General features: G+C 66.9%; 20 protein-coding genes and 1 pseudogene. 9 read left to right on the top strand and 12 right to left on the bottom strand.

All coding sequences use genetic code 11. The features are described from left to right. Positions 1–8 precede the first annotated feature (8 nt). Positions 9–2,579 carry an adenosylcobalamin-dependent ribonucleoside-diphosphate reductase gene (locus FAZ98_RS20820; RefSeq protein ID WP_158953335.1) on the bottom strand — a complete coding sequence of 857 codons (2,571 nt, stop codon included), beginning with the start codon at positions 2,577–2,579 and terminating at the stop codon, positions 9–11. A 287-nt stretch (positions 2,580–2,866) separates the two neighbouring features. Here FAZ98_RS20820 and FAZ98_RS20825 point away from each other — a divergent pair, with 287 nt between their 5' ends. Further along, positions 2,867–3,364, top strand: a complete 498-nt coding sequence (locus FAZ98_RS20825) for a thioesterase family protein (protein WP_158953337.1) — start codon at positions 2,867–2,869, stop codon at positions 3,362–3,364. A gap of 140 nt (positions 3,365–3,504) precedes the next feature. On the opposite strand, the gene FAZ98_RS20830 is transcribed toward FAZ98_RS20825, so the two are convergent. Further along, positions 3,505–3,798, bottom strand: a complete 294-nt coding sequence (locus FAZ98_RS20830) for a DUF3331 domain-containing protein (protein ID WP_158953339.1) — start codon at positions 3,796–3,798, stop codon at positions 3,505–3,507. A gap of 361 nt (positions 3,799–4,159) precedes the next feature. On the opposite strand from FAZ98_RS20830, the gene FAZ98_RS20835 reads away from it, so the two are divergent. Further along, positions 4,160–5,227, top strand: coding sequence for an AI-2E family transporter (locus FAZ98_RS20835; RefSeq protein ID WP_158953341.1), 1,068 nt, complete (start codon positions 4,160–4,162; stop codon positions 5,225–5,227). Positions 5,228–5,309: 82 nt separating this feature from the next. Here FAZ98_RS20835 and FAZ98_RS20840 read toward each other — a convergent pair whose 3' ends face one another. Next, positions 5,310–6,173, bottom strand: a complete 864-nt coding sequence (locus tag FAZ98_RS20840) for an alpha/beta hydrolase (RefSeq protein WP_158953343.1) — start codon at positions 6,171–6,173, stop codon at positions 5,310–5,312. A 95-nt stretch (positions 6,174–6,268) separates the two neighbouring features. Beyond that, positions 6,269–7,366, bottom strand: a complete 1,098-nt coding sequence (locus tag FAZ98_RS20845; protein WP_158953345.1) for an OpgC domain-containing protein — start codon at positions 7,364–7,366, stop codon at positions 6,269–6,271. Between the two features lie 707 nt (positions 7,367–8,073). Between FAZ98_RS20845 and FAZ98_RS20850 the strand changes: the two genes are divergently transcribed. After that, the gene (locus FAZ98_RS20850) at positions 8,074–8,919 is read left to right on the top strand and encodes a peptidoglycan DD-metalloendopeptidase family protein (protein ID WP_158953347.1); all 846 of its coding nucleotides are present in this window, start codon (positions 8,074–8,076) and stop codon (positions 8,917–8,919) included. 135 nt (positions 8,920–9,054) lie between these two features. Here FAZ98_RS20850 and FAZ98_RS20855 read toward each other — a convergent pair whose 3' ends face one another. From FAZ98_RS20855 to prpC, 5 genes and pseudogenes are all read right to left on the bottom strand, one after another. Next, on the bottom strand, positions 9,055–9,426 hold the full coding sequence (locus tag FAZ98_RS20855) for a type II toxin-antitoxin system VapC family toxin (RefSeq protein ID WP_158953349.1): 372 nt from the start codon (positions 9,424–9,426) through the stop codon (positions 9,055–9,057). Next, positions 9,423–9,619: pseudogene (locus FAZ98_RS20860) on the bottom strand (type II toxin-antitoxin system VapB family antitoxin). The gene FAZ98_RS20855 and the pseudogene FAZ98_RS20860 overlap by 4 nt, the downstream one beginning before the upstream one ends. A gap of 80 nt (positions 9,620–9,699) precedes the next feature. Further along, positions 9,700–10,890 (bottom strand): 2-methylaconitate cis-trans isomerase PrpF, encoded by a 1,191-nt coding sequence (gene prpF / locus FAZ98_RS20865; RefSeq protein ID WP_158953351.1) that lies wholly within the window; start codon positions 10,888–10,890, stop codon positions 9,700–9,702. A 31-nt stretch (positions 10,891–10,921) separates the two neighbouring features. Further along, complete coding sequence (gene acnD / locus FAZ98_RS20870; protein WP_158953353.1) at positions 10,922–13,534, bottom strand: Fe/S-dependent 2-methylisocitrate dehydratase AcnD; 2,613 nt, start codon at positions 13,532–13,534, stop codon at positions 10,922–10,924. 141 nt (positions 13,535–13,675) lie between these two features. Continuing rightward, positions 13,676–14,842, bottom strand: a complete 1,167-nt coding sequence (prpC, locus tag FAZ98_RS20875; RefSeq protein ID WP_158953355.1) for a bifunctional 2-methylcitrate synthase/citrate synthase — start codon at positions 14,840–14,842, stop codon at positions 13,676–13,678. A 266-nt stretch (positions 14,843–15,108) separates the two neighbouring features. Here prpC and prpR point away from each other — a divergent pair, with 266 nt between their 5' ends. Continuing rightward, a complete protein-coding gene (prpR, locus tag FAZ98_RS20880; protein ID WP_158953357.1) occupies positions 15,109–17,091 on the top strand; it encodes a propionate catabolism operon regulatory protein PrpR in 1,983 nt (660 codons plus the stop codon). Positions 17,092–17,130: 39 nt separating this feature from the next. On the opposite strand, the gene FAZ98_RS20885 is transcribed toward prpR, so the two are convergent. Next, complete coding sequence (locus FAZ98_RS20885) at positions 17,131–17,523, bottom strand: thioredoxin domain-containing protein (RefSeq protein WP_158953359.1); 393 nt, start codon at positions 17,521–17,523, stop codon at positions 17,131–17,133. A 193-nt stretch (positions 17,524–17,716) separates the two neighbouring features. Between FAZ98_RS20885 and FAZ98_RS20890 the strand changes: the two genes are divergently transcribed. Both FAZ98_RS20890 and FAZ98_RS20895 read left to right on the top strand, forming a co-directional pair. Beyond that, positions 17,717–18,334, top strand: a complete 618-nt coding sequence (locus FAZ98_RS20890; RefSeq protein ID WP_407672112.1) for a DNA-3-methyladenine glycosylase — start codon at positions 17,717–17,719, stop codon at positions 18,332–18,334. 180 nt (positions 18,335–18,514) lie between these two features. Further along, positions 18,515–18,865, top strand: a complete 351-nt coding sequence (locus FAZ98_RS20895; RefSeq protein ID WP_158953363.1) for a DUF4148 domain-containing protein — start codon at positions 18,515–18,517, stop codon at positions 18,863–18,865. Positions 18,866–19,182: 317 nt separating this feature from the next. Here the strand turns inward: FAZ98_RS20895 and FAZ98_RS20900 are convergent, their stop codons facing one another. Continuing rightward, a complete protein-coding gene (locus FAZ98_RS20900; RefSeq protein WP_158953365.1) occupies positions 19,183–19,626 on the bottom strand; it encodes a CBS domain-containing protein in 444 nt (147 codons plus the stop codon). A 352-nt stretch (positions 19,627–19,978) separates the two neighbouring features. On the opposite strand from FAZ98_RS20900, the gene ribA reads away from it, so the two are divergent. Together ribA and FAZ98_RS35970 are read left to right on the top strand one after the other, a co-directional pair. Continuing rightward, positions 19,979–20,626 (top strand): GTP cyclohydrolase II, encoded by a 648-nt coding sequence (gene ribA / locus FAZ98_RS20905; RefSeq protein WP_158953367.1) that lies wholly within the window; start codon positions 19,979–19,981, stop codon positions 20,624–20,626. Positions 20,627–20,730: 104 nt separating this feature from the next. Continuing rightward, positions 20,731–21,708 (top strand): SH3 domain-containing protein, encoded by a 978-nt coding sequence (locus FAZ98_RS35970; protein ID WP_158953369.1) that lies wholly within the window; start codon positions 20,731–20,733, stop codon positions 21,706–21,708. 190 nt (positions 21,709–21,898) lie between these two features. Here FAZ98_RS35970 and FAZ98_RS20915 read toward each other — a convergent pair whose 3' ends face one another. Next, complete coding sequence (locus tag FAZ98_RS20915) at positions 21,899–22,123, bottom strand: hypothetical protein (protein WP_158953371.1); 225 nt, start codon at positions 22,121–22,123, stop codon at positions 21,899–21,901. 48 nt (positions 22,124–22,171) lie between these two features. Here FAZ98_RS20915 and FAZ98_RS20920 point away from each other — a divergent pair, with 48 nt between their 5' ends. Continuing rightward, positions 22,172–25,645, top strand: coding sequence for a YadA-like family protein (locus tag FAZ98_RS20920; protein ID WP_158953373.1), 3,474 nt, complete (start codon positions 22,172–22,174; stop codon positions 25,643–25,645). Positions 25,646–25,678 lie beyond the last annotated feature (33 nt).

Here is a 25,678-nt window from a genome sequence, read left to right on the forward strand (position 1 = left end):
CGGCGCGCTCACCCGCACGACCCGATCTCCCCGCACGCCGTGCAGAAGTCGCACCCGTCCTTGCGGATCACCGCGTTCGCGCCGCACGAGCCGCAGCGCCTGCCGAACATCGCGTGCGGCCAGGCGTGTTGCGCGTCGGCGGGCAGGGCGTTGTCGACGGGCAGCACCTGATCGCCGGGGCGTTCCGCTTCCACGGGCGCTTCGGCCGCCATCGTCGCAGCCGGCACCACCGCCGCAGCGCCACCACCATGCCGTTGCGCGAGCAGCCGCGACGGCACCTGCCGCCCTTCGGCATCGAGAAAGCCGCGCCGGTGCAGTATCTGCTGGATCGCATAGGCGATCGCCGCGACTTCCGAGTCGTGCCATAGCGGCGTGCGCCGCCCGTCCAGACGCTGCGTTTCGCCGTAGCGCACCTGGCCGCGATCCCACGAGACCTTGCGCAGATCCTGCAGATTGCGCGCGACGAAACCGCCGCGCGCCGCGAGCGAGAGTGAACGCATCGTCGCCGTGATCCATTGCTGCGATTCGTCGCGCTGGCCAATCGGGATGAAGAACTCGATCGGCCGTTCGATCGTGGCCGTTGCGCCGCCCACCTGGCCCGTCACTGCCATGAACGACACCGCCACGTAGAGCGACACCTTGCCGGCCTGCGTGATGTATTCGATCTTCTCGATCACGGCGGGCAACTCGCCTTTGGGCCGATGATCGATGGCCACGCGCAGCGGGTCGAGGAGCGCGTCGCTGGCGGCGTCGTCGGGCGTGGCCGCCGGGGCCGGCGCCGGCGTGGTCTGCAGCACCGCGCCGAGCGTCTCGTTCGGCCGGTACGTGGCGAGACCCTTCAAGCCGCGCCGCCACGCATCGAGGTAGAGATGCTCGAAATCTTCGAACGGATAGTCGGCGGGCACGTTCACCGTCTTCGAAATCGAGGTGTCGACGAACGGCTGCACCGCCGCCATCATCGCCACGTGCTCTTGCGCGCTCATTTCCAGCGCGCTCACGAAGTACGCGGGCAGCGCGTCCACGTCGCCGCCCAGCTGGCGGTAGCGCCGCCACGCGTGATCTTCCACGTCGAAGGTTTCGCGGCTGCCGTCGGCCATGCGGCGCGTGCGCTGATAGGTCCACGAAAACGCGGGCTCGATGCCGTTCGAGACGTTGTCGGCGAACGCGAGGCTCACGGTGCCCGTGGGTGCGATCGAGAGCAAATGGCTGTTGCGGATGCCGTGCGCGCGAATCTCGGCCTTCACGGCGTCGGGCAGACGCGAGGCGAAGGTGCCCTCGGCGAGATAGGTCGCCGCATCGAACAGCGGAAAGGCGCCGCGCTCGCGCGCGAGTTCTACCGAGGCGCGATACGCGGCGTCGCGCATCGTGCGGCCGATCCGCGCGCCGAACGCGCAGCCTTCCTCCGAGTTATAGCGGATGCCGAGCATCACGAGCGTGTCGCCGAGTCCCGTGAAGCCCACGCCGATACGCCGCTTGGCGGCCGCCTCGGCTTGCTGTTCGGGCAGCGGCCAGAGCGTGGCGTCGAGCACGTCGTCGAGAAAACGCACCTGGGTGCACGTGCGCGCGGCGAGCGCCTGCCAGTCGAAATCGGGCGTGCCGCCGTGGAGCTGCGCGAACGGATCGACGACGAAGCGCGTGAGATCGAGCGGCCCGAGATTGCAGCAGCCATACGCGGGCAAGGGTTGCTCGCCGCACGGATTGGTCGCGCGAATCGCTTCGAGGGCGCGCAGGTTGTTGTCCTCGTTCATGCGCGAGATGAACACGACGCCCGGCTCGGCCACGTCGTAGGTCGAACGCATGATCGCGTCCCAGAGCGTGCGCGCGCGCAGTTCGGCGTAGACCCATTTGCCGTCCTCGCGCTGATGCAGATCGCCCGACGCGCGCAGCGCGGGCGAGGGCTCGGCGCGATGCACGAGCTGCCACGGCGCGTCCGCCTCGACGGCGCGCATGAATTCGTCGGTGACGGCCACGGAGACGTTGAAGTTGTTCCAGCGGCCCTTCGAATGCTTGGCCTCGATGAATTCGGGCAGGTCCGGGTGATCGCAGTCGAGCACGGCCATCTGCGCGCCGCGCCGCGCGCCCGCGCTTTCCACCGTGCGGCACGACGCGTCGAACACGTCGATGTAGCTGCACGGGCCGGAGGCGCTCGAGCCCGTCGAGTGCACGTGCGCGCCGCGCGGCCGGATCGCCGAAAAGTTGTAGCCGACGCCGCCGCCGCGCCGCATGGTTTCGGCGGCCTGCAACAGCGCGACGTAGATGCCGGGGCGGCCTTCGTCGTCGACGCCCTGAATGCTGTCGCCGACGGGCTGCACGAAACAGTTGATGAGCGTGGCGTCGATGCCCGCGCCCGCCGCGCTCATGATGCGGCCCGCGCCGAGCGCGCCGTGGCGCAGGTTGTCGACGAAGCGCGCCTCGACTTCCGCGCGCAGTTCCGGCGGCTCGACCGCCGCGACGCCGCGCGCGACGCGGCGATAGATGTCGTCGGCGCTTTGCTCGTCGCCCTTGGCGTACTTCTCGAGCATCACATCGAGCGAAAACTGCTGCGGAGGAAACGGGAGCGGGGGCGTGTTCTCTGCCATGGCCGGGCCTCAGAAGCGCCGCGCAAGGCGGCGGTTGCGGGGCGGCGAGGGCGGCGCGCCATGAGAAGCCGGGCGCGGCCGGCGCCGCGTATCGTCAAACCTTACCGCAGCGGCCGGGGGTGTGCACGGCGGCGGATCGGCGCGCGGGGCGCGGCCATCGACGCAAAAAGGCGTTCGATGGAAGCGTCAGACGAATTGCGCGCCTCGCGACGGCCGGGGCGCGGCTGCGGTTACACTGCTGCACGCGCAAACGGCGGACCGCGCCGCGCCGCTCACGGAGGAACGCGATGACGAACGCGACGGCGCCGCTCGTGTACCGCGACACGGTGCGCGCCGACTGGGTCGATTACAACGGGCATTTGCGCGACGCGTATTACATGCTGATCTACAGCTTCGCGACCGATGCGCTGCTCGACGCCATCGGCCTCGATGCGGCGGCGCGCGAGGCGCGCGGGCGTTCGATGTACACGCTCGAGGCGCATCTGAACTATCTGCGCGAGGTGAAGGCCGGCGCGCGGTTGCGCGTGGAGATGCGGGTGCTGGAGCACGACGCGAAACGCGTGCGCGTCTATCTGGAGATGTACGCCGAAGGCGATGTCGCGGTGGATGGCGCCGCGCCGGTTGCGGCGAGCGAGCAGCTGTTGCTGCACGTGGACCGCGCCGGGCCGCGCGCCGCGCCCTTCGACGCCGACGTGCTCGCGCGCGTGGCTGCGCTGCGGGAGGCGTCATCGGCGGAAGGCTTCGTGCCGCGTCATGCCGCGCGGACGATTGCGCTGGCGCGTTGAGCGGTGCTTGGGGCGCGGGGTTGGCCGCGGCATCGGGTGCTGCGTTGCTGCGGCGAGCGGGCGCGGAAGACGCGCAGTTCAGCGGCGTGAAAGCGGGACGCCAGCGCTGGACGGCAGGTCCGTGGCGCGCGGAAGGCGCGTTACGCTTCCACCGCGACGAGCTCGCCGAACACTTCGGCCGCGATCATGACCGAGGCGTTGAGCGGCGCGGGGCGCTCGGCCGGCTTGAACACGGCGTCGCCACGGCGGATCTTGCGGCGCGAAACGGCGCAGGTTCCGGACGTATGCGCCGAGCGGCGGCGCCAGCGTTGTTCGCCGTAATGGCAGCGCCCCGGTTCGACCCAGCGGATCACCAGCGCAGAATCGGTCTGCTCCAGGATCTCGATGCGTTCGCCGTTGGCACCGTTAAGCGCGAGGCACGCTTTTTTCTTCATTGTCGGCTCCGTACGTGGGGTTGCCGCGACTGTATTCCTGCGCGCTGACAAGTGCCATTGTGTCGCCGTTGAAACACCATTCCATTTCCGGCAACAATGCCCCCGCCGGACGTTGCAGCGAACGAAGGAATGCGGGTTTGCGGCCGATTAGGGTCGACATCTTGAATTTGTGCAACGCACTGTTGTGCGAGACGCGACATGCGATGCCCCGAAAATTGGCATTGCGACGGCGTTGGGAGGAAGGGGGCGGAACGCCCGGAGTGCGAGCGAATCTGACGAAAAGCGGGTTTTGCGCGCTCGATGTTGCTGCGCCGCATGCTGGACTGCGCGAGCGCCTTTTTTAAAATTTTCCCGAGGTTACATGATTCATCGCCCGCCTGCTCCGAACTCCACACACGAGCAGAAAATCCAGCGCGCCGCCTCGGCGGTGCTGTACACCTTGCTCGTCGTGCTCGCGCTGTGGGTCGTGCGCGAGTTTTTGCCGGCCGTCGCGTGGGCGGCCGTGCTCGCCATCGTCCTCTGGCCGGCGTACGGCGCCATCGAATCGCGCGCGTGGTTTCGTGGCCGCACCACCTTGATCGCGGCGCTGCTCTCGGTGGCGATCGGCCTGCTCGTGATTCTGCCGATCGCCGTCACGGCCATTCAGGCGGGCGGCGAGGCGCACGAACTCTACGTCTGGGTGCATGACGCGCAGGAAAACGGCGTGCCGGTGCCCGATTTCGTCTCGCGTCTGCCCGTGGGCAGCCGTCAGGTGAACGACTGGTGGCAGGCCAATCTCGCGCAACCGCTCAAGGCGTCGCCCGCGATGCAGCATCTGCACGGCGACACGCTCGTGAACTTCGGCCGTCACTTCGGCGCGCGTGCCGCGCACGCGTCCGTCACGTTCGGCTTTACGCTCGTCACCTTGTTCGTGATCTTTCAGGCGGGGCCGAAACTTTCGTCCACGTTGATGCGTGGCGCGCGCCGCGCGTTCGGCGCCGACGGTGCGCAACTGCTGCAACGCATGGCCGCGGCGATCCGGGCCACCGTCACGGGCCTCGTGGTCGTGGGATTGGGCGAGGGCGTGCTGCTGGGCGCCGCGTATCTCGCGACAGGCGTGCCGCACGCGGCGCTGCTCGGCACGGTCACGGCGGTCGCGGCCATGCTGCCGTTCTGCGCGCCCATCGTGTTCGCGGGCGCGGCGCTGTGGCTCGCGGCGCAAGGCTCGATGGTGGCGGCGGCGATCCTGGCCGCGTGCGGCTGCGTGGTGGTGTTCGTCGCCGAACATTTCGTGCGGCCGGTGCTGATCGGCAATTCCACGCGCCTGCCGTTCTTGCTCGTGCTGTTCGGCATTCTGGGCGGCGCCTCCACGTTCGGGCTGATCGGCATCTTCATCGGTCCGGCGCTCATGACCGTGCTGATGGTGTTGTGGGCGAATTGGGCGGAATAGCGCGAAATTGATGCGAGGTTTGTGCAAATTCGCGTGATTAACGGCGTGGTGCGGGAGATCGTTCCCGCCGTTCGACGCCTCGTTAGCGCATGCAGGCGAGCGTGTATTTGAGCGCGGCGGGCAGTAAGTCGCGCCAGACGGCCCAGACGTGACCGCCGTCGATAATGCGTAGCGCCGCCGGATTGCCCGCTTCGCGCAAGCGCGTGTACAGCAGCGACGACTCGGCCTGGATCACGAGATCGTCGTCGCCGGCCGCGATGAAGAACGGCACGCGGCGCGGTTGCGCGAAGTAGGCGTTCCACAGCGCCGGATAGTTGAGCGCGCGCCAGACGTGCGAATCGAACTGATGCTCGCCGAACACGCCCACGCGGCGCGCCGAAGAAGCGGGCGGCGGGTCGCCCGAATAGATGGCCGGCGAAAGCAGCAGCGCGCCGCAGAACATGTCGGGGTGCTCCATCGTGTAGCGCAGCGCGCCGAAGCCGCCCATCGAAAACCCGCCGATCGCGCGCCCGTCGCGCTCTTGCGAGACCGCGAATTGCGATTCGACCTCGAGCAGCAGGTCGTCGAAGAACGCCGTCTCCATCTTTTCCTTGCGATCCACGTACCAGTCGGTGCCGCCTTGCGGCATCACGATCACGACGGGCGGAATCTCGTGGCGCGCGATCAGCGCGTCGGCGGTCGCCTGGAGCTGGCCTTGCGTGATCCAGTTCATGGCGTCGTCGTTGTTCCCGTGCAAGAGATACAGCACGGGATAGCGGCCTTGATCGGCACGATAGCCCGTTGGCAGATAAACGACGTACGGCCAGTCGCGATTGAGCGCCTCCGCGTGAAACATGCGCACCGTGAGCGTGCTCGCCGCGGCGGGCGCGGCTACGGTCGTTGCTGCCGCGAGGGCGGCGCAGGTCAGAAGCAGCGGGGCGAATGCGGAGCGAAGCAGGCGGCGCATGGCAACGGCGAGCGAATGTGGCAAATGTGGACTGCGCGAAGGGACCGTGCCGCCGGCGCAGGTCGAACGCCGGCAGCGAGGGCGGCCCGCTGACCTCAGACCGACGCCTTCGCGCGCGACGGCAACAGGCGTTTGAGCGGGTCGGAGGCGCGCGCCACGAGCAGTAGCGCGGTGAGCGCGACCGCGTCGGCGACGAGGCCGGCCGGCACGTTGAGATAGCCGTCGGTGTACCAGTACAGCACGGAGTCGACGGTGAGCGAAATCACGGCGCCCGCGACGAACGAGAGCAGGCCCTTCTGCCCGACGAGGCCGACCCACGGCAGCGCGCTTGCCAGCCGCTTCGCCCAGCCGAGCTTGATGACGTGCGCCGTGAGCCACGCGATGCCGATGAAGTTGAGCGCGCGGAACCACGCGAGGTTGCGCTTGAAGTCGGCGTCGAGCGCGACGTTGCCGAGTTGCAGACGGTAGATCGCCGCGGCGGCCACCACGAGCAGTGCGCACAGCGTCACGAGCGCGCCGAGCCGGTGCGCGGTGACGCGCTGGAACACGGGCTGGGTTTGCGCGATCACGCCGAGCACGAACAGCAGTTGCCAGCCGAACGGATTGAAGTCCCACTGCACATCGGCCACATGCGGCAGATACGGCGCCGCGTGCGGCGCGATACCCCAAAGCGCGAGGCTCACGCCGAGCAGCAGCCACGGTTTGGTGCGCGCGAGCGGCAGCGCGAACGGCGCGGCGAGCGCGAAGCACGCGTACATGGGCAGCACGCCCGCGAGATAAGGCTGACGACGCAGCAACACGATGTCGCGCAGCGCGGCGGCGGGCGCGAGCGTGAGGTCGTCGAGGTCGGTGGTGGCGAGATTCGGCGCGTCCACGTTGCAGGCCACGAGGATGGCGGTGACGAGCAGCATGAGCAGCGCCGTGACGACGAATGCCCGATAAATCTCGAATGCGCGCTTGATGAAGCGCTGACGGGCGATGGCTTCGGTGCGACGCGCGCACAGTGCCGCCCATGCCGTGGCCGTAGCGTAGCCGCCGAGAAAGACGAAGACTTCGGCGGCATCGCATAGCGCGTACGCATGCAGCGTCACGCGCGACAGAATGCTTCCGCCGATGTGATCGACGACGATGATCAAAAGGACGAGGCCGCGAAAAAAATCGAGCTCGACCAGGCGACTGGATGACTTTGACATGAGTTGAGCACTCGCCGGTCCGGAATGGCGCATTCGAAAATCGAGCAGCCGGATAGGGCCGAGCGGGCGGTGCGTGCAGTACGTTGTATGTAATTTGGCGATGTCCGGTACGTGCCACAGCACGGCGTGTGCCGGAAATCTTGTGGCGGCTCGGGCCGCGCACGGTAAGCATAGTGAAAGACCGGCGAAACCCCTAAGGGTTCCTACTGACTTCCGCAAAAATCGACGGAATACTACCCGAATCACGCCCGGGCGTTTGCGGTGACGTGCCGCATGCGTGCAGGTTTCCCGCCGGTCGACCCAATAACGCGATGAAAGGGTTCGATCAATGTAACGATGCAAACGTTTCACTCGCGGTGAAAGTGCCAATTTCATCCCCTTTTCGCGCCATTTCACGCGTAACCGGCTTCGGCGAAATTTCGCTAATTAACATTTGTATCAATGTGTTGTCGGCGGCAGGAGGCGCGAGGATTGCGCCTTACAATGCCGCATCATTTCAGGATTGCACGTTCGTTCGCTATTTGAATGATCGCAAACGTTAAGTGTTAGATGTCTGAGATTTCCGTGTTTTTAGAAGCAGATTCAAGCGATCGCGTAGGCGAGTCGAGGCATTGAGATAACGGTGGCGCCTGGAACGCCGCGCGCCGTGTCGCAGACTCTATTCGTTGCTTGTCATGCGCCGTCGCGGGTAAAGCAGGAGGTTCATCATGTTCGAAGATCGTCACGGCCGCCGCGCCAACGGTCTAGCTGGGTTTTGCGCCGCGTTGGGTCTGGTGGCGCTGCTGGGCGGCTGCGCCAATATGGATCAGCAGCAGACGCAACCGCAGCAGCCGCAACCCGATACGTCGGCCAATTCCGGCAGCGCCAATGGCGCGGGTAACAACGCCGCACCGGCCGTTAGCGCGCCGGTCACGCGCACCGTCACCAAAACTTCGTATGTGCGCGTGCGCCGCGGCGACACGCTCGCGCGTATCGCGCAAAACCAGGGCGTATCGGTCAAGGATCTTGCCGCGTGGAACAAGCTGAAGCCCGCCAGCAAGCTGCGCGCGGGGCAGTCGATCAAGCTCGTTTCGACGCAGACGATCACTGTGCAGGCCGCCGCGCCGCAGGCTGGCGGGGCAAGCGGCGCCAACGCCGCCGACGCGCGCGAAGTGGCCGCCGAGGTCTCGCGCCACGCCAACAGCGTCGCGCTCGTCTGGCCGGCGCGGGGGCACGTGGTCGAGCCGTTCGCACCGGGTGAAACACGGGGTATCGAGATCGGCGGCAAGTCCGGCGACCCCGTGATCGCCGCGGCTGACGGCAAGGTGATGTACGCGGGCACGGGCCTCAACGAGTACGGCAGCCTCATCATCGTCCAGCACAACAAGGACTTTCTCACCGCGTACTCGCACAACCGGCGCTTGCTCGTGAAAACGGGCGACACCGTGCATCAAGGCCAGCAGATCGCCGAGATGGGCAGCGAAAGCAACGATCGCGTGGCCGTCTTGTTCGAAGTGCGCCGTGACGGCAAGCCCGTCGACCCGATGCCGTACTTGCCGACGCCGCAAAGCTGATCGCCACAAGTTGCTCGACGCAAAGCTGATCGCCGCAAAGCTGATCGCCGCAAATCTGCTCGACGCGATCGCGCCGTGTGCCGGATCGGGCAGCGCGTGTTGCGAGGCCGCGCGTGCGGCCGATCTCGTGTGCCGCTAGTGCTCGAGTGTCGCGCCGACGCGCAACTCCCTTGCGACCTGCGAGAGACGCTTGCCGCGTGTCCAGATCGTGACGCCCGGAGTCAGGCGCGCGGACGCCAGCAACGAGATATCCACATAGTCGATACCCCGGTTGAACAAGCGCTCGCGCTCGATCAGCCACGACGTTTCGTCGGGCGTGGCAACCGTTGCGCGCGGCAAGTCCAGCAACGCTCCCAGCACCATCTCGCGCTCGCGCAAACTGCCGAGCGAAATCTCGCCGATCACATACGGATGAGCCAAAACGCGGTCGTCATTGAGCAGACTGACGAGCAGCGGATCGGCCGCGCCGAGATGATCGATCCACACCGGGGTATCGACGAGGTTCATTCGCTCTCGTGACGCCGGCGCGGCACGCCCTGAATATTGGGCTGGCTGCCGCCCAGATTGGCCAAACGGCGCGCCGCCTCGCGCTGGATCAGCGCTTTCAGCGCCTCGCGCACGAGCGCCGTTTTTCTTCCTTGCCTGTATAGGCCTGCGCCTTGGCGACGAGGTCGTCGTCGAGTGCAATCGTGGTGCGTATGGGAACCTTCACGTCAATGGCACTTAATTTAGCGTCAAATGATGCTCTATTTTGTGCCTCATGACGTGGGGCGATCTGCGTTAAAACGAATCACCGGGCACGCGCACCCAGCCTTCCATCAGCACCCGGGCGCTGCGGCTCATGATGGCCTTCGTGACCGTCCACTCGCCGTCCACCTCGCGCGCCTCGGCGCCCACGCGCAGCGTGCCCGACGGATGCCCGAAGCGCACCGCGCTACGCTCGCCGCCGCCCGCCGCGAGATTCACGAGCGTGCCGGGAATGGCGGCCGCCGTGCCGATAGCCACGGCGGCGGTACCCATCATGGCGTGGTGGAGTTTGCCCATCGACATCGCCCGCACGAGCAGGTCGGCGTCGCCGGTTTCCACGCGCTTGCCGCTCGATGCGGTATAGCCCGCCGGCTTCGCGATGAACGCGACCTTCGGCGTGTGCTGGCGCGTGGCGATTTCGTCGAGATGCTTGATGAGCCCCATGCGCAGTGCCCCGTGCGCGCGGATCGTCTCGAACTTCTCGAGCGCCGCGGGATCGCCGTTGATGGCGTCCTGCAACTCCGTGCCCGTGTAGCCGATGGCTTCTGCGTTGACGAAGATCGTGGGAATGCCCGCGTTGATCATCGTGGCCTTGAGCGTACCCACGCCCGGCACCTCGAGATCGTCCACGACCTGGCCCGTGGGAAACATCGCGCCGCCCGCGCCTTCTTCCTCGGCGGCGGGGTCGAGAAATTCGAGCTGCACCTCGGCGGCGGGGAACGTCACGCCGTCCAGCTCGAAGCCGCCGGTTTCCTGCACCTGGCCGTTGGTCATGGGCACGTGCGCAATGATGGTCTTGCCGATGTTGGCCTGCCAGATACGCACGATCGCCACGCCGTTGTCGGGCACGCGGCTCGGGTCGATCAGGCCCGCGCCGATAGCGAACGGCCCGACCGCCGCCGAGAGATTGCCGCAGTTGCCGCTCCAGTCGACGAAGGCTTTGTCGATGGCCACCTGGCCGAACAGGTAATCCACGTCGTGATCGGGCTTGGTGCTTTTACCGATGATGACCGTCTTGCTCGTGCTCGACGTTGCGCCGCCCATGCCGTCGATCTGCTTGCCGTACGGGTCGGGGCTGCCGATCACGCGCATGAGCAGGCGGTCGCGCGCCTCGCCCGGTTGCCGCGCCGCTTCGGGCAGATCCTGCAAACGGAAGAACACGCCTTTGCTGGTGCCGCCGCGCATGTAGGTCGCGGGAATCTTGATTTGAGGAACGTGTGCCATGTGTTGTCCTGAAACGAAGGTTGAGCCGCCGTCAAGCTGCCGATTGCGACGAAGCCGAGGACGACGATTCGAGGAAGTCCTGCGCGAAGCGTTGCAGCACGCCGCCCGCCTCGTAGATGGACACTTCCTCGGCCGTGTCGAGCCGGCACGTGACCGGCACCTCGACACGTTCGCCGTTGCGGCGCTCGATCACGAGCGTGAGCGTCGCGCGCGGCGTGCGCTCGCCGGTCACGTCGAAGGTTTCCGTGCCGTCGATACCGAGCGTCGTGCGGTTCGTGCCCGGCTTGAACTCCAGCGGCAGCACGCCCATGCCGATGAGGTTGGTGCGGTGAATGCGCTCGAAGCCTTCCGCCACGATCGCTTCCACGCCCGCGAGCCGCACGCCCTTGGCCGCCCAGTCGCGCGACGAGCCCTGACCGTAATCCGCGCCTGCCACGATGATGAGTGGCTGCTTGCGCTCCATGTAGGTTTCGATGGCCTCCCACATGCGCACGACCTTCCCTTCCGGTTCGACGCGAGCTAGCGAACCTTTCTTCAGCGCACCGTCCACCACGGCCATTTCGTTCATCAGCGTGGGATTCGCGAAGGTCGCGCGCTGCGCCGTGAGATGGTCGCCGCGATGCGTGGCGTACGAGTTGAAGTCCTCTTCGGGCAAGCCCATTTTTGCGAGGTATTCACCGGCCGCGCTGTCCGCCAGGATGGCGTTCGACGGCGAAAGATGGTCGGTCGTGATGTTGTCGCCGAGCACGGCCAAAGGACGCAAGCCGCGCAGCGTGCGTTCGCCCGCGAGCGCGCCTTCCCAGTACGGCGGGCGGCGAATGTAGGTGCTCTGCGCACGCCAGTCGTAAAGCGGCGTGGTGGCGTCGCGCTTCGCGGCCGTGGCCGCGAACATCGGCGTATAGACCTTGCGGAACTGCTCGGGCTTCACGCTTTGCGCCACGATTGCGTCGATTTCCTCGTCGCTCGGCCACAGGTCGCGCAAGTACACCGGCTGGCCGTTCGGGTCCGTGCCCAGCACGTCTTTTTCGATGTCGAAGCGAATCGTGCCCGCAATCGCGTACGCGACCACGAGCGGCGGCGAGGCGAGGAACGCTTGCTTCGCGTACGGATGAATGCGTCCGTCGAAATTGCGGTTGCCCGAGAGCACGGCCGTGGCGTAGAGATCGCGATCGACAATTTCCTGCTGGATGACCGGATCGAGCGCGCCCGACATGCCATTGCAGGTGGTGCACGCGAACGCGACGATGCCGAAGCCGAGCTTTTCCAGGTCCGGCAGCAGCTTCGCTTCTTCGAGGTACAGCTCGACCGCCTTCGAGCCCGGCGCGAGCGAGCTTTTCACCCACGGCTTGCGCGTGAGGCCGCGCGCGTTCGCGTTGCGCGCGAGCAGCGCGGCGGCGATCACGTTGCGCGGATTGCTCGTGTTCGTGCAGCTCGTGATGGCCGCGATGATCACGGCGCCGTCGGGCATCTGGCCCGGCGTGTCTTCCCATTGGCCCGCAATGCCGCGTTCCGCGAGCGCGGACGTGGGCAGCCGCTTGTGCGGGTTCGACGGGCCGGCCATATTGCGCACGACGGTGGAAAGATCGAATGTGAGCGTTCGCTCGTATTGTGCGGGGGCGAGCGCGTCGGCCCAGAGGCCCGCTGTTTTCGCGTAGGTCTCGACGAGCTCGAGCTGCGATTCTTCGCGGCCCGTGAGGCGCAGATAGTCGAGCGTTTGATCGTCGATAAAGAACATCGCGGCCGTGGCGCCGTATTCGGGCGCCATGTTCGAGATGGTCGCGCGGTCGCCGAGCGTGAGGCTCGACGCGCCCGCGCCGCGGAATTCCAGGTACGCGCCCACGACCTTTTCCTTGCGAAGGAATTCGGTGAGCGCGAGCACGATGTCGGTGGCGGTGATGCCGGGCTGGCGCTTGCCCGTGAGTTCCACGCCCACGATGTCGGGCAGCCGCATCCACGAGGCGCGGCCGAGCATGACGTTCTCCGCTTCGAGGCCGCCCACGCCGATGGCGATCACGCCGAGCGCGTCCACGTGCGGCGTGTGGCTGTCCGTGCCCACGCAGGTGTCGGGGTAGGCCACGCCGTCGCGCGTGCCGATCACGGGCGACATTTTCTCCAGATTGATCTGGTGCATGATGCCGTTGCCGGGCGGAATGACGTCGATGTTCTCGAACGCTTCCTTCGTCCAGTTGATGAAATGAAAGCGGTCTTCGTTGCGGCGGTCTTCGATCGCGCGATTCTTCGCGAACGCGTCCGGGTCGAAGCCGCCGCATTCCACCGCGAGCGAGTGATCGACGATCAGCTGCACCGGCACGACCGGATTGACCTTGGCGGGGTCGCCACCCTGGTCGGCGATGGCGTCGCGCAGGCCGGCGAGATCGACGAGCGCGGTCTGGCCGAGGATGTCGTGACACACCACGCGCGCCGGGTACCACGGAAAGTCGAGATCGCGTTTGCGGTCGATGAGTTGCGAAAGGGAGGCGTTCAGCGTGGCCGGGTCGCAGCGCCGCACGAGATTTTCGGCGAGCACGCGCGAGGTGTACGGCAACGTGTCATAGGCGCCGGGCTGGATCGATTCGACGGCGGCGCGCGCGTCGAAGTAATCGAGGCCGGTGCCCGGAAGAGGCTTGCGGTAGGCGGTATTCACGGCTGGGGACCAATGTGGTTGTGTTGAGATGCGCGGCGGCGCGTGCTTGCGTGTAGTCGGAAACGTCAATCTACGCGCCTGCGTTGCCGCGTCACAGTCGTCCGAACGTCATAGTCCGTCCGGACGACTGGCGTGCAAGGATCAGCGCTTGCCGATCGGCACGAACTTCAGGTTTTCCGGCCCGGTGTAGTTCGCGCTCGGGCGGATGATCTTGTTGTCGACGCGCTGCTCGATGATGTGCGCGCTCCAGCCCGCCGTGCGCGCGATCACGAAGATCGGCGTGAACATGGCGGTCGGAATGCCCATCATGTGATAGGAAACGGCGCTGAACCAGTCGAGATTCGGGAACATTTTCTTGACTTCCCACATCGTCGATTCGAGCCGCTCGGCAATGTCGAACAGCTTCATGTTCGACTGTTCCTTCGAGAGCTTCTTCGCCACTTCCTTGATGACCTTGTTGCGCGGGTCCGAGATCGTATAGACCGGATGGCCGAAGCCGATCACGACTTCTTTCTTTTCCACGCGCGCGCGAATGTCGGCTTCCGCCTGATCGGCGTTGTCGTAGCGTGTCTGGATCTCGAACGCGACTTCGTTCGCGCCGCCATGCTTCGGGCCGCGCAGCGCACCGATCGCGCCGGTGATCGCCGAATACATGTCCGAGCCCGTGCCCGCGATCACGCGGCCTGTGAATGTGGAGGCGTTGAACTCGTGCTCGGCGTAGAGATTGAGCGAGACGTGCATGGCGTCGACCCACGACTTCGACGGTTCCACGCCGTGCAGCAGATGCAGGAAATGGCCGCCGATCGAGTCGTCGTCGGTTTCCACCTCGATGCGCTTGCCGTTGTGCGAGTAGTGATACCAGTAGAGCAGCATCGAGCCGAGCGACGCCATCAGGCGGTCGGCGATATCGCGCGCGCCCGGCAGGTTGTGATCGTCCTTCTCGGGCAGCACTGTGCCGAGCACGGAGACGCCCGTGCGCATCACGTCCATCGGGTGCGCCGAAGCCGGCACCCATTCGAGCGCGGCCTTCACGTTCGCGGGCAGGCCGCGCAACGCCTTGAGTTTGGCCTTGTACGCCTTGAGTTCGGCGGCGCCCGGCAGCTTGCCGTGCACGAGCAGGTACGCGACTTCCTCGAATTCGCAGGCGGTGGCGAGGTCGAGAATGTCGTAGCCGCGATAGTGGAGGTCGTTGCCGGTGCGGCCCACGGTGCACAGCGCCGTGTTGCCGGCGGCGACGCCCGACAGCGCGACCGACTTCTTCGGCTTGAAGCCGCCTGCGGATTGCGTACCGTTATCTGCTTCGCTCATGGTGTCTTCCTCTCTTTGACTGGATGGGGATGGCGCGCTCAGGATTGCGCGGCGGGCGTGTCCGCGCCCGTGCGGGCAAGGGATGTGGCGTTCATGCGAGGTGTCTCCGTCTGAATCCGCGACGATATTGCGAATACCGTGCCAGGTCGCTGTGCCGCGACTAGAGCGTTGATTTTGCGCCGGATTGGCAATACGCGTTCGCGACCCGGAATTTCGTTTGTGAAACGACGATTTCAAAAATGAAATTCGGCGCGATAATGCACGTCATGAACCGATTTCCTGCTCCCGGCGCGTCCGCCGAATTCCGTCCGCGGGTCTGGGCGATGGGCATCAGCCGCCTGCGCGACCTGTTCCGCGACATCGCCCGCGAATACGACGACCGCGCCGAGGTGCGCGTGGTCGCGCGCGGCTTCGAGGAAGCGGCGGCCGAGATCGCCGCCGCCGGACCCGGCCAGCGCCCCGACGTGGTGATCGCGTCGGGATCGAACGGCTCGTATCTCAAGCCGCGCGTGGACGTGCCGGTCGTGCTGGTGCAGGCCACGGGCTTCGACGTGATGCAGGCGCTCGCGCGGGCGCGGCGGGAAGCCGATCACGTCGCGCTCGTCACCTACGGCGAGACGCCCGCCGAGGTGCGCCGCTTCGCGAGCGCGTTCGATATCGACGTGACCTTCGCCTCGTATCACTCCGTGCAGGACGCCGAAGCGTGCGTGCTCGACCTGCGCGATCGCGGCGTGGGCGCGGTGGTGGGGCCGGGCCACGTGAACGATCTGGCGGCGCGGCTCGGGCTCGTGCCGTTCTTCGTCTACTCGCGTTCGTCGGTGCGCGCGGCGTTCGACAACGCGCTCGAACTCGTGCAGGCGACGCAACGCGAAACGCAGCGGCGCCAGCGGCTAGACAGCGTGCTGCAGCATTTGCGCGACGGCGTGGTGGCGCTCGACGCGCGCGGCAGAGTGGAGGCGATCAACCAGCGGCTCGCGGCCGTGCTGGGCATCGATCCGGCGGCGGCGGCGGGGCAGGCGCTCGCCGCGCTCGCGCCCGACATTGCGTTTTCGCTGCCCGAGACGGACGGCGAATCGCTCGAAACCGTGCGCGGCGTGAGCTACGTCGTGCATCGCGGTCCGCTTGTCGACCACGGCGTGACGACGGGCGCGGTGCTCACGTTCCAGGAGTCGCGCGCGGTCGAGCGGCTCGACCGCACCTTGCGTTCGCGCCAGCGCACCCAGCAATTCGTGGCGCGTTACCGGCTCGACGATCTGAGCGGCGCGACGCCCGGCATCGAACGCGTGCGCCAGCTTGCGCGCCGCTACGCCAAATCGGACGCCACCGTGCTGATTCGCGGCGAAAGCGGCACGGGCAAGGAAATGGCCGCGCAGGGCATTCACCGCGAGAGCGCGCGGCGCGACTTTCCGTTCGTCGCGCTCAATTGCGGCGCGTTTCCCGAGGCGCTGCTGGAGAGCGAATTGTTCGGCTACGAAGAAGGCGCGTTCACGGGGGCGCGGCGTGGCGGCAAGGTCGGGCTGATCGAAGCGGCGCATCGCGGCACGCTCTTTCTCGACGAAATCGGCGAAATGCCGTTGCCGCTGCAAAGCCGCCTGCTGCGCGTGTTGCAGGAGCGCGAAGTGGTGCGCCTGGGGGCGACGGAGCCCACGCGCGTGGATGTGCGCGTGGTCGCGGCCACGCACCGCGCGCTCACCGGCCAGATCGAAACGGGCGCGTTTCGCGCGGACCTGTTTTATCGGCTGAACATTCTGAATCTGTCGATTCCGCCGTTGCGCGAACGCGGCGCCGACGTCGCGTTGCTCGCCGCCGAACTGCTGTTGCAGGCGGCGCGCCGCGAACCGCGCGTGGCGCTGCGCATTCGCACGCCCGACGACGCCGCGCGCACGCTCGCGCTCGTGAGCGTGCCGCTCGCGCGCCATACGTGGCCGGGCAACGTGCGCGAATTGCAGAACGTGATCGAACGGATCGTGGTGGAACTCGCCGATGCCGACGACGATGTGCTCACGCCGGCCGTGCTGCGCGCGATCGCGCCCGAGGTGTTCGAGACGCATCACGCGCCGGCTCACACGCGCGGCGGCGCGGGCGAAGCGCTCACGTTGCGCGAGCGCAGCCTGCATCTGGAAGCCGACGAGATTCGTGCCGCGCTCGAGGCCTGCAACGGCGACCGCGACCGCGCGTGCGAGATGCTCGGCATCAGCAAGACCACGTTGTGGCGCCGCTTGAGCGCGGCGAAAGCGAAGCGCGTTTGAGGACGCCGCTCGCCCGGCTCGCGCGCCGGAAAACCGTCGTCAGTTCTTCAGCGAATTCAGCAACGGCGCCACCGTGCCGTGCAGATGCAGGATCTCGGGGCTGGCCTGCAACAGCGCCTGATAACGCTCGTAAAACTCCTCCGATTCCTCGCCCGAGAACAGCGCCGCCACGCCTTCGGCCGCGCCCACGCGGTCCTCGGGCGTGGCGTCCTTGGCGTCGAGCGTTTCGTCGACATTGGCGATCACGGTCGAGAGCGGCATCAGCCAGCGGAACGCCGTGCCGTTGATCAGCACCTGCAGGAACGCCGCGGGCGTGACCGGCCCGAACTCGCGTTCGTACTGGGCGCGTTCGTGGTCGAGAATCGCCTTGTGCAGCGTGAGCAGCGGCTTGCGCACGTCGTTGAGAAATTGAATCGCGCTCTGTTCGTTCATCGTGCGTCTCCTTCGGTGACGAGGGCGCGCGCAACACGTCATGGCGCGCGCCGGTTCGCGGGTTTCGATGTGGCTTCGGGGTTCGACGGGCAGCGCGAGCGGGTCGCGCGGGACTGCGGTCGATGGTAGCGCAACGCGCGTGCGTGCGTTGTCAAGCGCCGCGCTACACTCGGGCGACTGGCCGAACACGGAGATCCGCTTGCCGACGATCCTGCCGCTCACGCGCGACGACCTGCCGTTCGACACCACCGAACTCGCGCGCTTCATGGTCGGTAAATATCTCGTGCGCGATTTCGCCGAAGGGCGCGCGCAACGGCGCATGGCCGGGCGCCTGGTCGAAGTCGAGGCGTATCCGCTCGGCGATTCCACGAGCCACGCGTTCATCGGCCGGCGCGCCTACAACGCCTCGATGTTTCTCGAGCGCGGCCACGCTTATGTGCGGCTCACGTATGGCAGCGCGTGGATGCTGAACATGTCGAGCGAGGCGCTCGACGTGGGCGCGGGCGTGCTGTTTCGCGCGCTCGAACCCGTGGACGGCATCGCCGCCATGGAAGCGCGGCGCCCCGGCGTGCCGCTGCGCGATCTCGCGCGCGGGCCTGGCCGACTCACGCAGGCCTACGACATCGGCCCGGCGTTCGACGGCGTGGATTTGTGCCGCGGCCACGGACTCTGGATCGGGCGCGTGGACGAGCCGCAGCGGCCCGTGGGCGTGACCACGCGCATTGGCCTTTCGCGCGAGATGGACCGGCCGCTGCGCTTTTACGAGCTGGGCAGCCGCTTCGTGAGCGGCCCGCGCAAGCTGCTGCTGTAAGGTATCGCCATCCGTCCCTTACATTTAGGGCGATTGTTTCCTTGCTTGAAACTATGTCTTTTAAAAATAGGGGTTTCCCCTAAGTCGATAGCTTCCTACACTGCAAGCACTGGCCCGGCATCGCAATCACGCATTGCAGACAACACGCCGGCCTACAACAAGTGTTGGAGGTTACCGATCATGAATACCCGTACTCTCGTTCAAGCTGCATTCGTCGCGGCACTTGCCGCTGCTCCCGCGCTGTCGTTTGCTCAGGCGCAAGACAACAACGGCCCGGTCACGCGCGCCGAAGTCAAATCGCAGCTGATCCAGCTCGAACAGGCTGGCTACAACCCCGCCACGGCCAACGACTCGAACTATCCGAGCGACATCCAGGCCGCCGAAGCGCGCGTTTCGCAGCAGCAAGGCCAAGGTCTGGCGCAGGCGCAAACGCCTGAAACCAGTGGCTATGGCTCGGGCACCTCGGGTTCGTCGCAGTCGGGTCAGCCGGCTAGCGTGCGGCCGTCGCAATCGGTTTATTTCGGCAACTAATTGGGGCAACCCGGCCGTTACAGATAGCAGGAAAGCGCGCGCCGAACGGCTCATGGAGCGTTCGCGCGCGCAGCAGGAACGGGCCGGTTTGCGAATCCCTTCAGCTGGACACGCCGAGTCGAGTTGAATCGCGCGGCCCGCGCATCATTCATACGCTGTACATCGGCGAAGGCGGACCTGGTGTTCGCTTTCGCCACACGCCCCGCGCGACGCGCGTTGCGGCGTGGGTAGAACCTCCGCCGCCTGTCAGGTGGCTTCGCCCAACCCCAACGGGGCTTGGGCGCTTTTTCATTGCCGGCGACGATACGCGCCGGCGTTCAGCCGCCCGCGCCGCCCTGAATGTATTGCTCGAGTTGTTCGATCGTGAACTTCTGCTCGGCGATGATTTCCTTCACCAGGTCGCCGATCGACACCATTCCCACGATCTTGCCGCCGTCCATGACGGGCAGATGACGCATGCGCCGCTCGGTCATCAGCGCCATGCAGTCGTACGTGGTCTGGTCGAGGCCCACGAAGCGCACGTGCGGGCTCATGATGTCGCGCACCGGCGTGGTTTTCGACGACCGGTCCATCAGCACGACCTTGCGCGCGTAGTCGCGCTCGGTGACGATGCCGGCGATCTCGGCGCCATCGGTCACGAGCAAGGCGCCGATCTGCTTGTCGGCCATCAGGCGGATCGCGTCGTAGACGGAATCGCTGGCGCCGATCGTGAAGACGACCTGTTCCGGTTTGGATTTCAGTACCTGTGCAACGCTTGTCATAGGGCGGCTCCCTTTATGGTCCGTGCGTCTTTTGTGATGCGGGTCCGAGAGGTGTTGCGGATCTGTCGTGCGAGGTCGTGCTGATCGGCCGTGCCGATTCCAGACATGGCGCGGTGCGGCACGCGGACGTTTCGCCCGAATGCCTTCCGTATGCCATCAGAAAGCCTCTTCAGTATAGGCGGCTGATTGGGCGCGCCACCTGGGATAAGCGCGAGGTCGCGCGCGTGCGGGGTCCACGCCCGCCGCCGACGCGCCAGAGGCCGCCCCGGCGTGGTGCGCCAAATGGCGGTAAACTCCGGTTCCGAACTTCAACCCGGCTTCGCCGGTTTTTGCCAGCCTTTTGCCTTAGATCATGCCTACGCTTCCTGAGTCGTCCTGCGCGGACGGCGACAACGCCAACGAATGCGTCGTGCTCGACGCCACCGCCACGCTGCCCACCCGTTACGGTACGTTCGAGTCCTATGTGTATCGGGTGAAGGATGGCGGCGCCGAGCATCTCGCGCTCGTCATGGGCGACGTGGGCAACGGCGAGCCCGTGCTCGCGCGTCTCCATTCCGAATGTCTGACTGGCGACGTGCTCGGTTCGTATCGCTGCGACTGCGGCGAACAGCTCGACCTCGGTTTGCGCTATATCGCGGCCGAGGGCCGCGGCGTGCTGCTGTATCTGCGTGGCCACGAGGGGCGCGGTATCGGCCTGTCGAACAAGATCCGCGCCTATGCGCTCCAGGAACAGGGCCGCGATACGGTGGAAGCGAATCTCGACCTCGGTCTGCCCGACGACGCGCGCGAATACGATTCGGCGGCGGCGATCCTGCGCTTGCTCAATGTCACCTCGGTGCGGCTCATGAGCAACAATCCGAAGAAGTTCGACACGCTCCAGCAACACGGCATTCCGGTGATCGAACGCGTGGCGCTGGCGATTCCGATGCGCGAGGAAAACGAGCGCTATATCCGCACCAAGCAGTCGAAATTCGGCCACTACTTCGAGGAAAACGAGTAAGCGCGCCGTCTACGCTGAGGCCCGCCCGGCGCCTCTGACGCGAATAGGGCGGGAACAAATTTTGCAGCGTCTTTCCCAACGATAGCCAGAACAAGGGAGAGACGATGAGCAATCGTTCCGGGCCGCGACAGCGCGCCCTCACCGCGGCGCTGGCCGCGACCTGTCTCGCAACCGGCCTCTCGCTCGCCGCCACGGACGCCCAGGCGCAAACCGCGGCTTACACGAGCGAGCCGGTCGATGTCTATGCCGGGCCGTCCGGCGATTACCCCGTCGTCTCCGAGATCGGACCGAACGAACCCGTCACGGTGATGGGCTGCGTCGGCGACTACTCGTGGTGCGACGTGACCGTGGAAGGCTTGCGCGGCTGGGTCTATGGCGGCTATCTCAGCTACCCGTACCAAGGCGGCTACGTGCCGCTGACCAACTATGGCGCGGCGATCGGTCTGCCGGTCATCACGTTCTCGCTCGGTGCGTACTGGGGCAGTTTCTATCGCGATCGGCCGTGGTACGGCGAACAGGCGCGCTGGGCCCACGTGCCGCCGCCCGAGCGCGGCCACCCGCCGCCGGGACCGCCGGCCTGGCATGGTCAGCCGGGTCGTCCGCCGGGACCGCCGCCCGGTGGCGGCGGCCGTCCGCCCGGCAATTACGGCGGGCCGCAGCATGGCGGGCCGCCCGAAGCCGGCCGTCCGCCGGGGGCGCCCGGCGCACCGGGCAACATGCCGCCGGGTGACGGCCGTCCGCCGGGCAACTACGAGATGCAGCGCGGACGGGCCAATCCGCCCGGCAGCCCGCAACCGGGCATGGCGCGTCCGCCGCAAGGCAATGCGGAACCGCCGCGGCCGGCCAACAACATGCCGGCGAACGTGCCGCGTGCGCCGGAACCGCAGCGCGCGCCCGAGCAGGCGCGCCCGGCCGCGCCCGCTCCGCAGGCTGGCGGGCGTCCGGCGGGCGGCCCGCCGCCGGGTGGCGGCATGCACGGTCCGGCGCCCGAGCAGCACGGCGGCGGCCGGCCGGAGGCGCCGCAAGGCGGCGGTCACGGCAATGGCGGTGGCGGCGGCCACGGCGATCAGCACCAGCCTTGACGCGTTCCTGTCGTCGCTCCGACGCAAAGCAAATGGATGCCTGCACGGCATCCATTTGCTTTTCTAAATCCTGATCAAGATAAAAATAGCTTGTTTAGGAATTTTCGTGTGGATTGTCCCGCGAGCGATCCGTAATGTTTAGGGCGCGCTGGCAATGAATTCCATCCATTTCCCATCGCTATTTTCTTAGTTATCCAAATTTATTTAGGAGCGCGCTCGATCCACAGCGCGTGAGGTGTCGCGCGGCGACATTCTCGCGCGAGTCAGGCGTCGCCTGCATTAGCCATTCGGATGAATGGTCGTAACCGGCCGTTGCCGGAACAATGCGGAAAACCAGCACGATACCGGCTCTGAGTTCAATCATCTGGCCTGTCGGTGAATTCGGATAACTAAATAAATGATTGGCGAGATGCATGGAGCCTCTTGCTTGATCGCCTCATCCATCAACGAACCTGGAATGTGTATGAACAAGGCTTATCGATCAGTCTGGAACGAATCGTCGGGAACCTGGGTGGCGGTGCCGGAGCGCGCGTCCGGCAAGCGCAAGAGCGGTCCGGCCGCGGCCGTTGCGGGCGTGGCGCGGGTGCTCGCCGCGGTGGGCTTCGGCGGCCTCGTGCTCGCTGCGCACGCGGAAGAAGCCGCGCGGGACGAGGGCACGGCCGTGTCGGGCGACCTTGGCAGCGACAGCGGCCAGGCCGTGGCGGCCAAGGCCTTGCTCGAACGCGTCGTGGCCACGCAAAACATCCAGAACAACCTGTTGGTCTTGCAGGCCACGCAGGGGTCGGGCGTCGACCTGGACGACGCGGGCGGCGCCTCGTACAAAACCGCCGCTTACTACTCGCAGGTACGCGGCACCGGCAACGCGGTCGGGTCCACGCCGCCCACCGACGTCGCGCGCGCCAACGCGCCCGGCAGTATCGCCATGGGTTCGAACACGCAGGCGGACGGCGGCGGCAGCACCGCGCTGGGCATTCAGTCGCTCGCCACGGCCAACGACTCCGTGGCGCTCGGGTCGGGCTCGGTGGCCAACGTGGCGAACACGGTCTCGGTGGGCAGCGACGGCACGGCTATGCGCCTGGTCGTGAACCCCGACAACACGAAGACCACGCTCCAGAGCCAGCTCAACACGCGCCGCATCGTCAACATGGCCGCGGGGCAGGGCGACACCGACGCCGTCAACGTCGGGCAGCTCCGGAGCGTAACGAGCGCACTGGGCGGCGGCGCGGCCGTGACCGCCGACGGTTCCATCCAGGCGCCAGGCTACGTCGTCTCGGGCCAGACATACAGCGACGTGGGGCATGCGTTGCAGGCGGTGCAAACGGCCGCGGGTGACGGTGTGGCCAACGCGGTTGTCTACGATTCGGCGGCGCACGACAAGGTCAGCCTCGGCGGCATCGGCAAGGGCAGCACGGTGGCGCTCACGAACGTCGCCGCCGGCTCGCTCGACACGGCCAGTACCGACGCCGTCAACGGCTCGCAGTTGTTCGCCACCAACCAGTACGTCACGAACCTTGCCGGCGCGGTGACCAATATCGCCGGAGACGTGACGAACCTCGCGGGCCAGGTGGCCGACGCCGTCCTCTACGACTCGTCGACCCACGAGGCGGTCACGCTGGGCGGCACGGGCGCGCCAGTCACCCTGCGTAACGTGGCCGCGGGCGTTGTCAGCGCGGCGAGCATGGAAGCGGTCAACGGGGCGCAGCTCTACACCCTCGCGAGCGGCGCGGCCACGGCATTGGGCGGCGGTGCGGCCGTGAAAGACGACGGCACGATCAGCGGCCCGGCCTATGTGCTGAGCGGCGCGACCTACAACGACGTGGGCCACGCGCTGCTAGCGATCGAAACCACGGCGGCCACGGGTTCGCCGGACGGCGTGAAATACGACACGTCCGCGCATGATCGCGTGACCTTCAGCGGCGGCGCGAACGGCACGGTGCTGTCGAACGTTGCGGGCGGCGCGCTGGACGGCGACGCGATGAACGTCGCGCAGCTCAAGGCGGCGGGCATGAAGATCGACGCGGGCGGCAACGTGACGAACGCGTTCGTGGCCTACGACGACACCTCGAAGGCGACCGTCACGCTCGGCGGCGGCGCGAACGGCACGAAAATCGCGAATCTCGCCGCGGGCAATGTCGCGGCCGCGAGCCGCGAGGCGGTCAACGGCGCGCAGCTCTACAGCGTGGCGAGCGGCACGGCGGCATCGCTGGGCGGCGGGGCGGCGGTGGACGCCAACGGCACGTTCAAAGGGCCGTCGTACGTGTTGAGCGGCGCGACCTACGGCAACGTGGGCGAGGCGCTGCAAGCGCTCGAAACCACGGCGACCACGGGTTCGCCGGACGGCGTGAAATACGACACATCCGCGCACGAGCGCGTGACCTTCAGCGGCGCGAACGGCACGGTGCTGTCGAACGTGGCGGGCGGCGCGCTGGACGGCGACGCGGTGAACGTCGCGCAGTTGCGCGCGGCAGGCTTGAAGATCGACACGGGCGGCAACGTGACGAACGCGTTCGTGGCCTACGACGACGCCTCGAAGGCGACCGTCACGCTCGGCGGCGCGAATGGCACGAAGATCGCGAATCTCGCCGCGGGTTCGGCACCGGGCGACGCCGTGAACGCAGGCCAGCTGGCCGCCATGAGCGCCACGCTCGGCGGCGGGGCCGGCTTGAGCGCAGACGGCTCGATCGTCGCGCCTGCCTATCACATGCAAGGCGGCACGCAACGTACCGTCGGCAATGCGCTGGATACGCTCGACAGTGGGCTGACGTCGTTGCAACAGCAAATTTCCGGCTCCGGTATCGGCCTCGTCGAGCAGGACCCGGTCAGCCGCGCGATTACCGTTGGCGCGGGCACCGATGGCGGCGTCGTGAACTTCACGGGCACGGCCGGCAGCCGCGTGCTCACGGGCGTTGCCGCGGGTGCCGTCAGCGCGTCGAGTGCCGACGCCGTCAACGGCGCGCAACTCTACGCGCATGCCGCGAGCGCGGCGGCGGCGCTGGGCGGCGGCGCCTCGGTCCACGCCGACGGCACGATCGCGGCACCCGCCTACTCGGTGGGCGGCACGACCGTGAACAACGTTGGCGCGGCCATCACCAATCTCGACGGCCGCATCACGCAAAACACCGCCGACATCACGAATCTGCAGACCTCCATCACGAATATCGCCGGCACGGTGGCGAACGCGGTTCAGTACGACTCCTCCGCGCACGACAAGTTGACGCTCGGCGGTCAGGACGCGAGCACGGCCGTCAAGCTGACGAATCTCGCCGACGCCGACCTGAGCGCGAGCAGCACCGACGCCGTCACCGGTGCGCAGCTTTATGCGACCAACGTGCAGGTGGCGAACCTCGGCCAGGCGATCGAAAACGTGGCTGGCGCGGGTTCGCAATACATCGCGGTCAATACCACGCGCGGCGCGGCTGTCGCCACGGGCGCGGCTTCGCTGGCGGTGGGCGGCGGAGCCATTGCGAGTGGCAACGCATCCACGGCAATCGGGGATCAGGCGCAGGCAACGGGCGCGAATGCGGTCGCGATCGGTGCGAATTCGGTGGCGTCGCGGGACAACTCGGTGTCGGTGGGCACGGTCGGCGGCGAGCGGCAAATCACGAATGTGGCGGCTGGCACGGCCCCCACCGACGCCGTCAATCTCGGGCAACTCAACGGCGTGGCGAACGGCTTGAATGGCCGTATTGACGACATCGACCGCTCGGCGCGGCGCGGTATCGCGGCTTCGTCGGCGTTGAACATCGTCACGCCGTATTTGCCGGGTCGCACGACCATGAATGCGGGGGTGGCGGCTTATCGCGGGCAGGCGGCGCTGGGTGTTGGCGTGTCGCGCTGGAATCAGAAAGGCAACGTCAACTACAACCTCGGCGTTTCGTCTGCGGGCGGCAACAGCACCATCGTTCGCGCGGGCGTCGGCATCGTATTCGGCGGCTGAGCGCGGCACGGTGCGCGGCGGCGCGCCGCGCCG

The sequence above is a fragment of the Paraburkholderia acidisoli genome (assembly GCF_009789675.1).
Taxonomy (GTDB): Bacteria; Pseudomonadota; Gammaproteobacteria; order Burkholderiales; family Burkholderiaceae; genus Paraburkholderia; species Paraburkholderia acidisoli.

What these genes read in the sequence shown, in the direction of transcription:
- FAZ98_RS20820 (WP_158953335.1), bottom strand. Translation starts at nt 2,579, where the DNA reads ATGGCAGAGAACACGCCCCCGCTCCCGTTTCCTCCGCAGCAGTTTTCG.
- FAZ98_RS20825 (WP_158953337.1), top strand. Translation starts at nt 2,867, where the DNA reads ATGACGAACGCGACGGCGCCGCTCGTGTACCGCGACACGGTGCGCGCC.
- FAZ98_RS20830 (WP_158953339.1), bottom strand. Translation starts at nt 3,798, where the DNA reads ATGAAGAAAAAAGCGTGCCTCGCGCTTAACGGTGCCAACGGCGAACGC.
- FAZ98_RS20835 (WP_158953341.1), top strand. Translation starts at nt 4,160, where the DNA reads ATGATTCATCGCCCGCCTGCTCCGAACTCCACACACGAGCAGAAAATC.
- FAZ98_RS20840 (WP_158953343.1), bottom strand. Translation starts at nt 6,173, where the DNA reads ATGCGCCGCCTGCTTCGCTCCGCATTCGCCCCGCTGCTTCTGACCTGC.
- FAZ98_RS20845 (WP_158953345.1), bottom strand. Translation starts at nt 7,366, where the DNA reads ATGTCAAAGTCATCCAGTCGCCTGGTCGAGCTCGATTTTTTTCGCGGC.
- FAZ98_RS20850 (WP_158953347.1), top strand. Translation starts at nt 8,074, where the DNA reads ATGTTCGAAGATCGTCACGGCCGCCGCGCCAACGGTCTAGCTGGGTTT.
- FAZ98_RS20855 (WP_158953349.1), bottom strand. Translation starts at nt 9,426, where the DNA reads ATGAACCTCGTCGATACCCCGGTGTGGATCGATCATCTCGGCGCGGCC.
- prpF (WP_158953351.1), bottom strand. Translation starts at nt 10,890, where the DNA reads ATGGCACACGTTCCTCAAATCAAGATTCCCGCGACCTACATGCGCGGC.
- prpC (WP_158953355.1), bottom strand. Translation starts at nt 14,842, where the DNA reads ATGAGCGAAGCAGATAACGGTACGCAATCCGCAGGCGGCTTCAAGCCG.
- prpR (WP_158953357.1), top strand. Translation starts at nt 15,109, where the DNA reads ATGAACCGATTTCCTGCTCCCGGCGCGTCCGCCGAATTCCGTCCGCGG.
- FAZ98_RS20885 (WP_158953359.1), bottom strand. Translation starts at nt 17,523, where the DNA reads ATGAACGAACAGAGCGCGATTCAATTTCTCAACGACGTGCGCAAGCCG.
- FAZ98_RS20895 (WP_158953363.1), top strand. Translation starts at nt 18,515, where the DNA reads ATGAATACCCGTACTCTCGTTCAAGCTGCATTCGTCGCGGCACTTGCC.
- FAZ98_RS20900 (WP_158953365.1), bottom strand. Translation starts at nt 19,626, where the DNA reads ATGACAAGCGTTGCACAGGTACTGAAATCCAAACCGGAACAGGTCGTC.
- ribA (WP_158953367.1), top strand. Translation starts at nt 19,979, where the DNA reads ATGCCTACGCTTCCTGAGTCGTCCTGCGCGGACGGCGACAACGCCAAC.
- FAZ98_RS35970 (WP_158953369.1), top strand. Translation starts at nt 20,731, where the DNA reads ATGAGCAATCGTTCCGGGCCGCGACAGCGCGCCCTCACCGCGGCGCTG.
- FAZ98_RS20915 (WP_158953371.1), bottom strand. Translation starts at nt 22,123, where the DNA reads ATGCATCTCGCCAATCATTTATTTAGTTATCCGAATTCACCGACAGGC.
- FAZ98_RS20920 (WP_158953373.1), top strand. Translation starts at nt 22,172, where the DNA reads ATGAACAAGGCTTATCGATCAGTCTGGAACGAATCGTCGGGAACCTGG.